This is a genomic window from Bradyrhizobium sp. SPXBL-04, from assembly GCF_051853035.1.
Taxonomy (GTDB): domain Bacteria; phylum Pseudomonadota; class Alphaproteobacteria; order Rhizobiales; family Xanthobacteraceae; genus Bradyrhizobium; species Bradyrhizobium zhanjiangense.
The window spans coordinates 8,044,329-8,058,107 of sequence record NZ_CP182472.1; the positions used below are offsets into that span (position 1 = coordinate 8,044,329).

General features: G+C 57.2%; 14 protein-coding genes. 5 read left to right on the forward strand and 9 right to left on the reverse strand.

The window, feature by feature from the left end:
* Positions 1–677 precede the first annotated feature (677 nt).
* Entirely contained in the window at positions 678–866 is a 189-nt protein-coding gene (locus ACNJX8_RS38350; protein WP_439358837.1) for a SemiSWEET family transporter, read from the forward strand.
* Positions 867–975: 109 nt separating this feature from the next.
* Here the strand turns inward: ACNJX8_RS38350 and ACNJX8_RS38355 are convergent, their stop codons facing one another.
* Positions 976–1,935 (reverse strand): ABC transporter substrate-binding protein, encoded by a 960-nt coding sequence (locus ACNJX8_RS38355; RefSeq protein ID WP_439410304.1) that lies wholly within the window; start codon positions 1,933–1,935, stop codon positions 976–978.
* 298 nt (positions 1,936–2,233) lie between these two features.
* Between ACNJX8_RS38355 and ACNJX8_RS38360 the strand changes: the two genes are divergently transcribed.
* Positions 2,234–3,646, forward strand: coding sequence for an enoyl-CoA hydratase/isomerase family protein (locus ACNJX8_RS38360; protein ID WP_439358839.1), 1,413 nt, complete (start codon positions 2,234–2,236; stop codon positions 3,644–3,646).
* A gap of 182 nt (positions 3,647–3,828) precedes the next feature.
* Here ACNJX8_RS38360 and ACNJX8_RS38365 read toward each other — a convergent pair whose 3' ends face one another.
* The 4 genes from ACNJX8_RS38365 to ACNJX8_RS38380 all read right to left on the reverse strand — a co-directional run bounded on the left by ACNJX8_RS38365 (position 3,829) and on the right by ACNJX8_RS38380 (position 6,481).
* The gene (locus ACNJX8_RS38365) at positions 3,829–4,575 is read right to left on the reverse strand and encodes a sulfite exporter TauE/SafE family protein (RefSeq protein WP_439358840.1); all 747 of its coding nucleotides are present in this window, start codon (positions 4,573–4,575) and stop codon (positions 3,829–3,831) included.
* A gap of 612 nt (positions 4,576–5,187) precedes the next feature.
* On the reverse strand, positions 5,188–6,054 hold the full coding sequence (locus ACNJX8_RS38370; protein ID WP_439358841.1) for a helix-turn-helix domain-containing protein: 867 nt from the start codon (positions 6,052–6,054) through the stop codon (positions 5,188–5,190).
* Positions 6,051–6,266, reverse strand: a complete 216-nt coding sequence (locus ACNJX8_RS38375; protein WP_439358842.1) for a hypothetical protein — start codon at positions 6,264–6,266, stop codon at positions 6,051–6,053. Before ACNJX8_RS38375 ends, ACNJX8_RS38370 begins: the two co-directional genes overlap by 4 nt.
* Positions 6,263–6,481, reverse strand: coding sequence for a helix-turn-helix domain-containing protein (locus ACNJX8_RS38380; RefSeq protein WP_439358843.1), 219 nt, complete (start codon positions 6,479–6,481; stop codon positions 6,263–6,265). The genes ACNJX8_RS38375 and ACNJX8_RS38380 overlap by 4 nt, the downstream gene beginning before the upstream one ends.
* 382 nt (positions 6,482–6,863) lie before the next feature.
* On the opposite strand from ACNJX8_RS38380, the gene ACNJX8_RS38385 reads away from it, so the two are divergent.
* From ACNJX8_RS38385 to ACNJX8_RS38395, 3 genes are read left to right on the forward strand one after another with little or no spacing between them, the layout of a single operon-like run.
* Positions 6,864–7,271 carry a recombinase family protein gene (locus tag ACNJX8_RS38385; RefSeq protein ID WP_439358844.1) on the forward strand — a complete coding sequence of 136 codons (408 nt, stop codon included), beginning with the start codon at positions 6,864–6,866 and terminating at the stop codon, positions 7,269–7,271.
* Positions 7,272–7,303: 32 nt separating this feature from the next.
* A complete protein-coding gene (locus ACNJX8_RS38390) occupies positions 7,304–7,723 on the forward strand; it encodes a hypothetical protein (protein WP_439358845.1) in 420 nt (139 codons plus the stop codon).
* Positions 7,720–8,181, forward strand: a complete 462-nt coding sequence (locus ACNJX8_RS38395) for a hypothetical protein (RefSeq protein ID WP_439358846.1) — start codon at positions 7,720–7,722, stop codon at positions 8,179–8,181. Before ACNJX8_RS38390 ends, ACNJX8_RS38395 begins: the two co-directional genes overlap by 4 nt.
* A 124-nt stretch (positions 8,182–8,305) precedes the next feature.
* Here ACNJX8_RS38395 and ACNJX8_RS38400 read toward each other — a convergent pair whose 3' ends face one another.
* The 4 genes from ACNJX8_RS38400 to ACNJX8_RS38415 are packed head-to-tail and all read right to left on the reverse strand — an operon-like array spanning position 8,306 to position 13,771.
* A complete protein-coding gene (locus tag ACNJX8_RS38400; RefSeq protein ID WP_439358847.1) occupies positions 8,306–9,145 on the reverse strand; it encodes a hypothetical protein in 840 nt (279 codons plus the stop codon).
* Positions 9,142–10,725 (reverse strand): AAA family ATPase, encoded by a 1,584-nt coding sequence (locus tag ACNJX8_RS38405; RefSeq protein ID WP_439358848.1) that lies wholly within the window; start codon positions 10,723–10,725, stop codon positions 9,142–9,144. The genes ACNJX8_RS38400 and ACNJX8_RS38405 overlap by 4 nt, the downstream gene beginning before the upstream one ends.
* Entirely contained in the window at positions 10,725–12,293 is a 1,569-nt protein-coding gene (locus tag ACNJX8_RS38410) for a restriction endonuclease subunit S (protein ID WP_439358849.1), read from the reverse strand. Before ACNJX8_RS38410 ends, ACNJX8_RS38405 begins: the two co-directional genes overlap by 1 nt.
* Positions 12,290–13,771 (reverse strand): N-6 DNA methylase, encoded by a 1,482-nt coding sequence (locus ACNJX8_RS38415; protein WP_439358850.1) that lies wholly within the window; start codon positions 13,769–13,771, stop codon positions 12,290–12,292. Before ACNJX8_RS38415 ends, ACNJX8_RS38410 begins: the two co-directional genes overlap by 4 nt.
* Positions 13,772–13,779: the final 8 nt, after the last annotated feature.

Here is a 13,779-nt window from a genome sequence, read left to right on the forward strand (position 1 = left end):
CGTTACATGTTCTGGCTTTGCCCAGGCCAAGAGCGCGGTGATCATCGCGTCTGAGAAAAATAGAAGACTGAGCGCTGGTAAGACGAGTTGGGAATCCAGCAGGAGTATCATAAAGAGGGCGGGAGTCGCGACCAGGATGCTCAACAACGCGAATAAGCAGGATGTGTCCCGCCAAGGAGCATTCCTGTTCCAACTTGCATGAGAAGCGATCATTTGATTCTCCTGCATACGAGCGCTTTATGTAGGAGCCATCTACTCGTTGAACTACCCGGTCTACTTGGCCGTTTTCCGCCTCTCCAACCAATGTTTTGTTGTCCTATGCCGCCGACCCTCAATCAACGTAAGAACGCCAGCGGTCGTTACGGCAACAATGACAACGGCTGCGAGCCCCTCGACGGAGGCCAAGGTCTCATACCACTTGTTCCAAAGCTCAATCATGTGCTGGCCTCTCTCGAGAGCGCACCCACGACCGATAGATTTCACCGCTTAAAAGACGACCGTTGCAATCAGAAACACAATGCTACTGATGGTCGCGCGCGTTTTGGCCGCGCGGCAACATGACCACGATCCGTTTGGCACGCACGCGCATCAATCTTTCTACTGGAACGTGCGTGAACTCCGGCCGATCCGCCTGCTTGTTCCGCTGAGTGTGGACCCGTTCGATAGCATCGATTCACATGCCGGCTCGTGGATCAACACGAGATCTATGGCTGAAAATGCTCATTGCGTTGACGATGTGGCTGAGTCTCTGGTTGGTGTACGGGCTCATTCGATGCGACTGGGTCATAATTGCCGCGAACGTCGTCGGTGCGGGGCTGGCAGGGACTGTACTCGGCTGCAAGCTCCGGGATCTCCACCGGTCCTGAATTTCATCACTGCATCTTGTCCAACTTGCGTCCGCTCCTTCCTCAAGAAGCGAAGTCAATGTTGATTTCCCACATCTTGCCTTTGGGCCAATACCGGAACTGACAAGCCTTATTCGATCACCTCGTCCGCGCGAGCGACCAACGCGGGCGGCAGTTGCAGGCCGAATTGCCGTGCAGCTTTTTGGTTCACGACCACCTCAAATTCGGTTGGCGCTTGAACAGGCAGTTCGGCAGGATTGGCACCGCGCAAGATTCGATCAACATAGGATGCTGCGCCTGCGGTATTCTTGTCGATATTCACCCCGTACGACATGAGGCCGCCGGCGTCGCAGAAGGCGCGAAGCGCGTAGATCGCCGGTAACCTGCACTGCGCAACCAGCGCAGCAATCTGAACACGTCGGACAAAAGTGATCGCATCCGGCAGAAAAATGAGCGCGCTATTCGGCTCATCTTTGAGCGACCGAATAAGACGATCAATGTCGGAACTATCGCCGCTCGGTGTTTCAATCGAGGCAATCCCTACTTTGCTCGCGACTTCATCAATTGACTTGCGAAACGCCGCGGAATTGTTGCCCGGTTCAGGGTTATAAACGATCCCTATGTGCTCGACGTTTGGCGCGATCTCCTTGATCAGCTCAACCCATTTACCGCCGAGGGATGGTTCAAATGGCGTAAAGCCTGTTACGTTGCCTCCGGGCTTCGAGAAACTCTCGACGTAATGCATTCTGACTGGATCGCTGACCATCGCGAAAACGGTCGGAATGTTAGAATGTTCGGCATGCAGTGCGGCCATAGATGTATTTCCCACTGCGAACAGAACGTCAGGCTGCAAAGCGAGCAGCTCCCGGGCATATGCCTGTGAGAGATTGGTATCCCCCTGACTTATTCGATATTCGATCTGGAGATTCCGGCCGAGTATCCACCCCTTCTCTCTGAGAGTTGTTTCGAGAACGTTAGCTTGAGTTGGCGTGGCCATGAGAGCCCCGACACGACGCGCACGGCCTCGAGCGCTCGCGCGGTCAACGTTGGCGAGCACCGCAAGACCGAGAATGAACTCCCGCCTCCTCATGCGCTCCCCTTAGACTTGCGCTAATGGTATCGCCTTCCAGAAAAGGCGGATAGGGGCTTGTGTCCGCGTGGGTCACCGGTTTACGGATCGCTCGGCTGCTTCCGGTTAGCCCCGCTCAGCGGACAGTATCAGGACCGGCCCGGACTTCGCATCAGGGCCAAGAGTGAACTGCTCAGCGCCCTGCACTGGGAGTTTTCAGACAGCCGCCGTCGACAGTATTTAGGCACCCTACCGACAATGTCAGATTGCTGGAGGAGGCCATTTCGCGCTACCGTCAGACGTCACTTGAGGGTCTCCAATGCTTTCGTTTCCTCGCGAACAGCAGCACCCGGTTCTTTCCGCCGCGCTACCGAGCACCGAGTGCGAAGCATTTTTGGTCGCCCGCGACCACAGCATCGCGACGCTCGCCGCCACCGAATTGCGGGCTGCCATCAATAGCGGCCGTGCGCTGCTCTCGCGACTACCGCTACGCTCGCAGCGGACGCAGACGCAGAAAAAGGCTGGGGAGGCCATCGTTCATCTGACGGCCGACGCTGTGTGGCGATTTTTCCGTCGTCATGCCGTGCAGACGTATCGCGAACTCACACGCGAAGGCACACAATCCCTTCGCGTTGATGCGCTTCTTTGGGCGGCTGCTGCACGCTGGCCCGACATTCTGCCTTCTCAGGCTGAGCTGGCGACCGAGAGTGAGCGCATGCAGGCCGACAAGGATGGTCTCGAGATTCACCAAGGTCTGTTCGTTAGCCAAATCATGGCCGATGCGCAAACGGGGCATCACTTAATACGTTCGATGTTGCGTCCCCGAGCCGAATCGCTTGCGCTTCTGCCCGAGTTTATCGCCACTGGCCACGTCGATTTGGGCACCGCTCGTGTCGAGGTGCGAGGCGAAGCGGGCCATGTGACCATTCACAACGAAAGATACCTCAACTCCGAGGACGATACGGTGGTTGGTCCCTTGGAGATCGCGACCGACCTGACGTTGCTGCATCCAGACGTCAAGATCGGCGTGCTGCGGGGGAGCCCGGTCAATCATCCGAAGTACCAAGGCCAGCGCGTGTTTTCATCGGGGATCAACCTGACACGCATCTACCAGGGAAAGCAGAGCTATCTGTCTTTCCTTTTCAGAAGCATGGGATTGCACAACAAACTTTACCGCGGCGTGCTAGTCGAGGATGAACCTGATCACCTCGGTATACCGATCGAGGAGCCTGAACGGACCTGGGAGAAATTGTGGATCGCAGCCGTCGATAAGTTCGCTATCGGCGGCGGCTGCCAGCTTCTGCTGGTAGTCGATTATGTTATTGCCGAAGCGGGATCCTACTTCAATTTGCCCGCGCGCAAGGAAGGGTTCTTGCCCGGTGCCGCGAATATGCGCTTACCGCGTTTTGTCGGTGAGCGGCTGGCACGCGAGGCAATTCTATTTGATCGGATGTTCTACGCTGACACACCGGAGGGTCGGCTGATTGCCAACGAAGTGGTGGCGGCCGACGAAATGGACTTGGCTGTCTCACGGTGCATCGAGCGCGCAGTCGGATCGGGAATGGTGAGCCCTGGCGCAAATCGGAAAGCCATCCGGCAGCAAACCGAACCGCTAGAAGCATTGCGCAAGTATCTGACGACCTACGCCTTCGAGCAAGCTTTCCTGCATCTTAGCGATCAGCTGATCGTCAATCTTGAAAGGCACTGGAACGCACGGCAACGAAAGCTGTGAGCCTCACGCCTCGACATGACCGCTTCGGGTCATGAGCGTCGGTTTGAGCGTTAGCGGATGACTTCTGGTCTCACCTCCACTTCGGACGTTGCCCCGTGCCGCGCGAATAGTCGCGAAGGGCCAAAACCGGACTTAGCCGCCTGTCCGAATAATATCGGCTACTTCCCCAGACGAAAAGCGCACTAAGTGGACCGGAGCGCGCGGAAAAGCTGCACTAGAGAGAGCATCACGATCAGCACGCCTACGGCCATCATCAGACCCCGAGCTGGTATATGCTTCACAAACCAGCCTCCGAACGGAGCCGCGAGCACGCCGCCAAGCACGAGTGGAATGAGGTGTTCCAGAGGCACGGCACCAATTTCCGTGAAAAAAGTGGTTGCCGCCGAAACGGTAACGAAGAACTCAGCTGTATTGACCGAGCCTACGGAGTAGCGCGGCGCGTGCCCTGACCCCACGAGCGTTGTTGTTGTAATCGGTCCCCACCCGCCGCCGCCAGTCGCATCGAGAAACCCTGCGCCAAATCCGAGCACTGGAGTCCAGCGTGCGGGGGTTCGTGGTATCGGCTCGATCCGGCGCGATTTCCAGAGAATATAGAGTCCCATGATAAGCAAATAGGCGTAGACAAAGCGGCGCGCGGCTGTGACTTCGATGTTCGATAGAACCCAGGCGCCTAAAATCGCGCCCAACACTCCTGCCACGCCCAAGCGCGCCACCATCCGCCAATCCACATTGCGATGATAGATGTGCGAAGCCGCCGATGCGCTCGTGGTGACGACTTCAGCGGTATGAACCAGCGCGCTGGCATGTGCCGGCGGCAAGCCTATAGCCAACAGCGCGGTGTTCGTCAGCACGCCGTAGGCCATACCAAGCGCGCCGTCGACCAGCTGTGCCACGAACCCCACGGCGAACAAAAGCCACCAGATGTCCATAGAATTACCTCCGACGATGAAGGCAATACTACCAGTTTTGAATCAATGTTCGCTGTTACTGCCTGGCAAGGCTGACAGCAGATGTCCGTTCCGGGTCATTCGCGTCTGTCCTATCGAATGCCAGCCACTTCCGTTTCGCCCGGCAATGCCGACGAACCCTCCAACTCACACGCCCGGATCACTCCGCCCCCCTAGCCAGCCGAATCCAGCACTGAGTAGCGAGCGAACGACGACTCTCTTGATTCCAAGCTAAGGCAGCGAGAGCTCCCCTTCCCCTGATTTTCGCGACACATGTTGCCGTCGCTTGCTAGTCGCAATCTGCTATTTTTCCGGCGCGGTCCATAAACGTCCGAGCTATCAATCCTTCTTTGCCAAGAAATGATCAGGCGTCCCTCGATAGAACATGAATTATCGCTGGGTGAGAAAAAAATCCATGGATTGGAGTGCAGCCGGTCCGTGCGCGGGAAGGCTCGGGAGGTTTTCACCACCCCACCCCGACGAACCAAGTGGGTTTTTTGTATTTAATTCTGAACTTTTGCGTGTGAACCAGGGAGACCGGTCCGGAAGGTCTGCTTCCAGACTTTTGACCACCCCCCATGAGAACCTCCCGCCTCATCGCGCAGAGCGCGCGCGTAGCACCGCCTGTCTCAGCGTCTCATCGTCAAGCTGGTGACGACGCTCCAATGCTGTGAGGCGCTCTCGCTCCGCGTTGCTGAGCTCACCCAACAGTAGCCAGCCCTCTGGCCCTAATCTACGAGCGATGCGGTTCTGAGTGACCTCAGTTGGTTCTTGGTTAGCCTGAAAAGCCCGCAGTCTCGCGCCGGCATCGGTCCGCATTGATGAGCCTGAAGGTTCTGTTGAAGGTTCTATTGAAGGTTTAGGCCGCATAGCTGTGCGGCCTGGCTGGCGTTCTTGATTCGGCCTGGCCATGCCGCAATTCGACGACACGACATCTGCATCAATCGTTCGCGCTGCGGCCTGGCAGTCGGTAGGAACGCCGTCCCGAACAGCCTCGAAAGACCTGATCTGTTCAATGAGTCGATCAGCCGCTTGAATCAGGTTCACTGAAGGCGATCGCCGCTCGCCTCCCAAGCGTTGAGCAACCTCGCCATGGCTTTCACGTCGATTGCCCCGCTGAGCATTCGGCTTGGTATGAGGTGAACGAAACGAGCTGTGCTGGCGCAGCGCGTCTTGGGATCTCGCCTCGCGAGCTGGCATGCTCAGTTGATAAACGAACGTTTGCCATTGACCGCGACGTTTAGGTGGGCGTGTAATAGACAGAAATCCTTCTTCTTTAAGTTTCTTTGTATGACGCTGAATTGTATCGAGCGACATACCCGTGTCTTCGGATAGCGTCTCCTGAGACGGCCAGCAGATGCCGTGCTCATCGGCATAGGTCGCTATGACAAGGAGCAATAGCTTACGTGCGGGTGGTTCAACCTTCTGGCGCACTGCCCAGGCTGTCGCTTGCCAACTCATCGGCTCTCATCCGCTGCGGCATAGATGGCATGAAGAGCTTGCTTCTGCTTGCGGAATGTTCCGAGAGCTCGATCGTCACGGTCGAAAGCCTGAAACTCGCGCTCTCCGGAACGGACGAAGCGTCCGAGCCGCTCACGGCCGAAATAGACGGAATAATTCAGCGGCTCTTCAGCGTAACAATCATGCTTTTTGTCAGATCGCCCCTGCTTCACGGATGACACTCCGAAGGGCGGCAGCACGTGTTTGCGTCGATCCAGGCGATCAGATCACGCCGGCGGTACCGAACAGCGCGACCAACTTGCACGAAGGGCGGCCCAGCACGTCGGAGACGCCATGATTGCAGCGTGCGGATCGAGATACTCAGAATTTCGGCCGCTACATCCTCGGTCAACAGCGCATCTGGATCTGCGGTCGGAATCGACTTCATTTGCGTTTGTCCTGCATCCACTACGATGCAGCCGAACGTGGTCGACTCGTGCCGATCAGAATACTGAGCGAACTAGATAGGATCTGGTACGATTATTTCGGGTACGATTTCTTGGGTGCTCCCGCACGGCTCCAGGCGTCAGCTGCGTTTGGTACGGCCCGCTTCGCCGCTTCCCAGGCCGCACAAAAGATGTCCCAGCCCAGATTTTCACCGCAAATCGCCTTCGCATCGCGAAAGATCAGATCCTTTCTTTTTGGCCGACGGTCTGGGCTTGCCCTCATAAGCTGACAGAGAAAGTCGAGGCACCTTTCGTGTCTTTCTTCGAATTTGTTCTTTTGATGAGCCGGCTTGGACGGCTTTCCGCTTTCGCTTGAGTTGTGAGATGGCGGAGGCCGAAGCAAAACAGCCCGCCAGCGCAACTGACACCCAATCCTTCAACACCAAGGACGCAATGGGCCGCATGGCTCTCAACATCCTTGTGACGTTTGCCCAATTTGAACGCGAGCTGATCGGCGAGCGGATTCGCGACAAAGTCGCGGCCTCTCGCAAGCGCGGCAAATGGATGGGCGGCTGGACGCCACTCGGCTACGAAGTCCGCGATCGCAAATTGCTCATTCACGACGCCGATGCCGAGCGGGTTCGGGCCGTTTTTCGGCGCTTCGTGCAGCTCAAGTCCGCGACCCTGCTGGCTCGCGAGATCGGAAGCTCTGGGATCAAGTCCACGCCATCCTCAAAGAAAGCCCGCGCAAGCGTGCGAACAATAGCCGGGCTCAAACCTCAGCACTGCTGAAGGGTCTGCTGTTCGGGCCAGACGGGGCGGCGATGTCGCCAACCCACACCCGCAAATCTGGCCGGCTCTACCGCTACTACATCAGCCAGACCGCGATGAAGCAGGGCAGATCAGACTGCCCCGTCAAGCTGGTGCCGGCGGCGGAGTTGGAGCGGATCATCATCGACCAGGTCCGCCTGCTCCTGCAAACCCCTGAAGTGATCGTTCAGACCTGGCGCGCCATCCGCAAGCAATCTGCTGAGGTCAGCGAGGCGGAAGTGCGACGTGCGCTGCTCGGCTTTGACGAACTGTGGGAGGAGCTGTTTCCGGCAGAACAGGCGCGCATTGTTGCGCTGCTTGTCGAACGCATCGACATGCATGCCGAGCGGATGGATATCACCTTGAAAATCCAGGGCCTGACCTCGCTCTCCTCGGAATTGCAGCCGCAACCCTTCCAGCAGGCAGCAGAATGAACAGGCCAACCACCCTCACCCTCGGCCCCATCGGTCGGCCGAAGCTCAGCAGTGATGGCCGAACAATGGTCGTTAGCATCCCGATTTCATTCCGACGACAGGGTGGTCGCAAACGCGTCGTCACGCCTGCGAATGCCGAGACTTGGGCACCGCCGAAGCCACAGGTCGACAACACGCTGATCAAGGCTGTAGTGCGGGCGCATCGCTGGCGCAACATACTCGAATCAAGCCTGTTTGGTTCGGTGCGAGAACTCGCCAAGGCCGAGAAGATCAACGAGTCCTATCTATGCCGCGTGCTTCGGCTCACCCTGCTTTCGCCCGCTATTACCGAGGCCATCCTGAATGGGCTGCAGCCGGATGGCCTTGAGCTGTCGCAGCTGCTGAAATCCATCCCAGCTGAGTGGGGCGAGCAGCAGGCTCTGTTCAGCTCATCCGCCAGGAAAGCCGAAAGCCGCTAACGCTCATTCCAAGCTGGAAACGGGGCGGGCGTGGATTCGCACGGTCACTGATATAATCTGCGGTCCCCGCACCGTTCAATCTCTCAGCCTGCGGTACTTAGGGCGAACAAGCGCCGACTAGAGTTCATGCTTCTTCAGGCATGACGCATAACTCGCCAAGGCCCATCATGCGAAGCTGCGACCGAGCCGCAGCGGCATAGGGTTCGCGAGGATGCGTTCTAACCTGTATTGCGTCGATTGCCGCATTTATTTCGGCCTTATCGGCATACGATTCGTCACTAGAACTGGTGTCTAACATCCTGCCCAACATATCCGACAACATCTTCACGTCCCTCATTACGCGAAGGCGCGCTTCCTTCAGTCTTGGAAGGTCCAATCCGAGCCTAACGATCGTCTCCTGCACACGCGCCTTGTTGGTGCCGTAACAATACTTGCTAGGTCCCATACGGCCATCCGCGTGTACTTCGATCAGACGCACATCTGCGGCATTGATCGGGTCGAGCAGCATTGGCCGCTCATCATCGATACAGCGGTTTTCCCAGCAAGCCTTTGGACTCCCATCAGCTAGAGGAAACCAAGCTCCCTTCCCGTCTGTTTGATCCGTCCCTTCATTGCGGACGGGCCTATTCGACAATTGAGCGGAAAGTCGAAAATTGTCCCATGAGAACGCCAGCCATTCATAACCTGGCTTGTCACAAACCTTCTCATCTCGGCGAGCCTCGAGCTTTGGACGAAAGTGATCAACGTCAAGATGTGACTGCGCTTCGGGGCTTTCTGAGTACCAGCACTTCCCGTACGACATCTGAGACAAGTAGTCTTTGAAGTCTCTCCAAATCTTGGAATTCTTCTTGATGTGCTCGGCGCGCTCATTGGCCGGCAACTGCTCTAGTTGTTGCTGAGCAGCGATCGCCTTATCAAGCAGCTCCTGCGGAATGATGCCCGCATCTCGCTTCACGTAGATCACGCCGCGCCCTCCGGCTTCTCTAAGAGGCCTTTGATAAGTGCCTTCATCGCATTATGACGCTTTTCGATTTGCTCGGGCGACATCGGAGGGCGGTCTGCGTACTTCACATCCTGCCAGGCGCGGAGGAAATCCTGATAGAGCGGCTCACGATCTTCAAACATGAAACCGAGGCGACCCAGCTTGTCGTTGATCTCGATTAGATGCTTCTCTTGCGCGTCGCTTCGTTGTTCGAGACGCGCAAGGCTATTGCGCTCGTCGACCTGCCTTTGCGTATCTGGATCGAGGCTCGAGGGTAGGCCAAAGATTTCCGTGAGGGTGGCTGTGAACCCCATGCCCTTTGGATCCGTGTATGGTGGGGTAACACTAACCTTGCTTTTCGCGTTCGTGAACATCACGCGCACCTCGCGCCGGTCGAGTGCTGCGATGGTGAGCGGATTGTGCGAGCTCATTATGATGTGGCAATTCTTGGCATCGGAGGTCTGCCCGGTCCACTCGCGGATCAGGTCGAGGTAGGTATGCTGCCAGACCGGATTGAGATGCGTATCGGGCTCGTCGAGCATGAACAGGGCCCGCTTACCGCGCGACACGCGGATGAGACCAAGCACCATCAAGAGCTGACGCTCGCCGTCGGAGAGATCGGCGAAACTCACATCGCCGGAATTATCGTTCGTGCGCCGCACCCAGAGATGTAGATCTCGGAAAAGGTCTGAAATATCCACAGCCTCCAACGCCGCGAACACGTCCTGATCATCCTCATACTTCGCCTTGAACCGCCCCAAGCCTTCCTCATCCTTGAGGAAACAGGCTAATTGGGCCTCGTTCTGTTGCTTGTCGCGATAATCGTCGATCGCATTTCCCATCAAACGCATAGGGAAAAAGGCTTCTTGGCCAAATTGCCGGGCACAAGTACCGGCAGGTCCCTTGGCGTCCCAAAGGTCCTCAGCATCCTGCAATTTTGTCGACAGCGCCCCCTTGGCAAACCAAGGCTCCTTGAAGTGGGCCAACGCCGAGTGAAAGCCCGTTAGGCCGAGCTTCTCCTGCAACAGCCGATGGACGCTCGGATCTGGGAAGGCGAAGAACGAAAATAGCGCAAAAATCCCGTGGATAGGGCGACAATAAAATAGCCGCCGTTCGGCTAGGGCGCGCCGGCATTCAACTAGATCGTCATTCGTCTTAATTGCGTCGTAGTACCGGCGCTGGTGGCTATCAAACAGCTTCTCAAGCCGTCGGCTACCGCCCGAGTAATAACCGAACACGAGATCCGGGAACACCTCCGCCTTCGCTCGGTCGAACTTCGATCTGGCCATGGACTTGCCGTCCACCTCAATGCTCGGTTTGCCTGAGCGATTGCTCAATCGGACCCGATGATTGCCGATGCGATAGTCGACCTCATATGTGTACCGCGGCACACCGCGGTTCATGTCGGCGAAACGGAACACATCGACGATAGCTTCGATCAGATTTGATTTGCCTGCGCCGTTCTGGCCAATGATCACGGTGGTGAGGCGGTTTTCGTCGAAATCGACTTCGACCTCTCTGAGATTCTTGAACCCGTCGATATAGGCTCGATCGAGGCGCATCAGGCAGCCTGCAAGACTTGATTGTCTTGGTTGCGAATGTGCCCCTGATCAACTTCCCAGGCGAGTTGCTTATAGAAATCTGTCACCGGCAGGTCAGCTTTGCTGAACAAGTCTTCCACTTTCGACGAACCACCGGCCCCGCGGATAATGTTAGCCAAGTAGGGCATATTCTTCACGTCCTCGTCTTGTCGGCTTTTCGTCATGACGGCTTTCTCGCGTGGGGCCCTCGGCACAGACGCCTTGCGGCTTCGTTTGGGTTGAGATTGAGGCTGTTGACTGCGGGCGGCTTTGATGCGCTCGAGCAGAAGGCTGGCCGGCTCGTCATTCGGGTCCTGCGGCACCAACTCGCCCTTGAACGCCTTGGCGAGGATAGCGGACTGCAGTCGATCGAGCAGCTCGCGGGCACGCGCGGCCTCGGCTTCAAGTCGGTCGGCATGGGCGAAAGCAATGTTTAGGCGTTCAAGGAGATCTTTTTGTTCACTCTCCGGAGGCTCGGGAACTACGAATTTCGCAAGCCCGGCTTTGCCGATGTGGATGATATTTACGCCCTTGGTATTTGCGATGAATTGACCACTAAGAGCCAGATAAAGTAGGCAATAACGCAATAGGTCGGGATCGTATTTGAAGGGCCGCACACGAAGTAGCGTATTCTGGAAGCAAATATTTGGAATCTGACCTCGCCAGACGGCTGGCTTGCCAACTTCTTTGGCGCTGCCCGAGCCTTCATTGAGAAGGATGTCACCCTCCTTCAGGCAAAACGTGTCAAATTCCGCGGGCGTGAAGTTCATTTCCTTTACGTCAGTAAGATCCCATCCGCTCCACGTAACGTTGGCGGCTCTAAGATAGGGGCGCATATGAGGACCTTCATGGTCCTTGGGGGACCGCTGACGACCAAGTTGTACCTCCGCAATCTGATCAATTCTTTTTCGCGACCAGCCTGCTGGCATTTCTTCCGAACCAAACTGAAACACCGAGCGGAGGGCACCTAGGCGGACTTTGCTCGCGAGATCGAGCAAGCGATCCAATTCCGTTTGTGCTCGGGCAAGGCGTGCAGTCAGCACCTCTAGCTTCGCAACTATACGGCGCTGTTCGGCAACGGGAGGCACTGGCACCAAGAACTTCTCGATCATCTCCTTGGTCAGTGCTTGCCGTGTGAACCCGTAGTTCTCTTCGAGAATTTTGCGCTGCATCTCAGGCGCGGCCAGAAATCGCTCGACAAAGGCGGGAAGCACCTCTCCAACAGTGCGGATAATACAGACATGCTGATTTACACGAGCGCCAGACATATCACTCGGCGCCAAGCAAACCCTTCCTATCGAGGCACCAGTAATGTTGAGCAGCACATCGTGCTCGCCGACGGTTACGTTTTGCAAGGCCTGAGCTTGACCTTCATCGAGATGAGCGAGTCCTTCCCTCTTAAACTCACCAAAATGCACGTTCATCGATCGAATAAGAGGGATACCAGTTTGGCCGTAAGTGGCCTTTCCACCTCGCGGCGTAGCTCCACTTCCGATCTTTGTAGACAGTTGGCCGAGTTCGGCGGATACCCATCCTTTCGGCAAACTCACTCCACCGCCTCCGCGATCGCCGGCCCACTCACGTCGACCCCAAGCTCCTCTACAAGAGCGCGAATTTCCTCCAGTGCCGAGGAAAGATGTAACTCGATCGCGGCGGCAATCTCCTCCGGCGTCTCAAGCCCGTCCTCTGAGTCGCCGCTGGTATCCTTGAGCCAGGTGATGTCGAGGTTGTCGTTGCGAGCTGCGATCTCCTCGCGGGTGAAACGGCGAAAGTAGCCGCTTTCGCCTTCGTCTATTCGTTTCGCCCGGCCGAAAGGATCGTCGCCGAAGGCGCGGATAAAGCCCTCGAAGTCCGACGCTTTCAGCGGATTGGTCTTGCCATACGCCGGCGCACCGGAGCGCATGTCGTAGATCCAGACCACCCTAGTGGCGTCCTCTGCAGGCGCCTCCTCATCTGATCGCGTAAAGAACAGCACGTTGGTTTTCACGCCTTGGGCATAAAAAATCCCGGTCGGTAGCCGCAGGATCGTGTGCAGATCGCACCAGCTCATGAGGCGTCGGCGCAATTCCTTCCCGCGCCCATCATCGAACAACACGTTGTCGGGCACCACCACCGCGGCCCGACCGCCGAGCTTGAGCGCACGAATGCAATGTTCGACAAACGGCAGTTGATAGGCCGAGACGCGATCGGTGATGGTCAAATCATCCCGTGTCGGCGGGCCACCGGCCGGGCCAAATGGCGGATTGGTCAAGATCAGGTCAGCACTTTTGTATTTCGGCTGCATTCCGCTCGGCGACAATGTGTCGGCCAGATCAAGATGATCAGGATCGATCTTGTGCAGATGCAGGTTCATCAGGAGCAGGCGGAACGTATCCTGGACATTTTCCAGCCCGCGCAAGGCCGATTGGAGCTGGAAAGCCTGTTGCTTCGGGGACAGCGCGAAATATTCGTCGGACGCCGCACGCATGAACTGATCCGCCGCGATCAGGAAGCCGCCGGTCCCGGCGGCCGGGTCCTGGATCACCTCGCCAGGTTTGGGCTGCATCAACCGGACCATCACCTGGATCAGCACGCGCGGGGTGAAATACTGGCCCGCACCGCGCTTAGTTTCTTCCGCCATCTTCTGCAACAGGCCTTCATAAGTGTCGCCGAACGCATCGCGCTCTTCGCTGAACCAGTGCAGACCGTCGATGGCGTCGATCAGCTTGCGCAGGTTCGCCGGCTCGCGGACGATGGTGGCCGCGTTTTGGAAGATCGCGACCACTGAGCGGTCCTTGATCTTGGTGCCATCGCCGAGGTCGATCAGCGCCTGCCGGTAGCGCTGCAGCACCTCGGTCTCGCTGGCCGTCTCTAGCGCACCCCAGCGATACTGCTCGGGGATGCGGCTCTCGTCCTTCTGCTCGGATGCCATCTTCAAGAACAGCAGATAGGTCAGTTCAGTGACATATTGCTGGTAGGTCACGCCGTCCTTGCGCAACAGCGCGCATAGCCGCCACAGGCGGTTCACGAGATCAGCGGATGGATTCATGTCAGTTC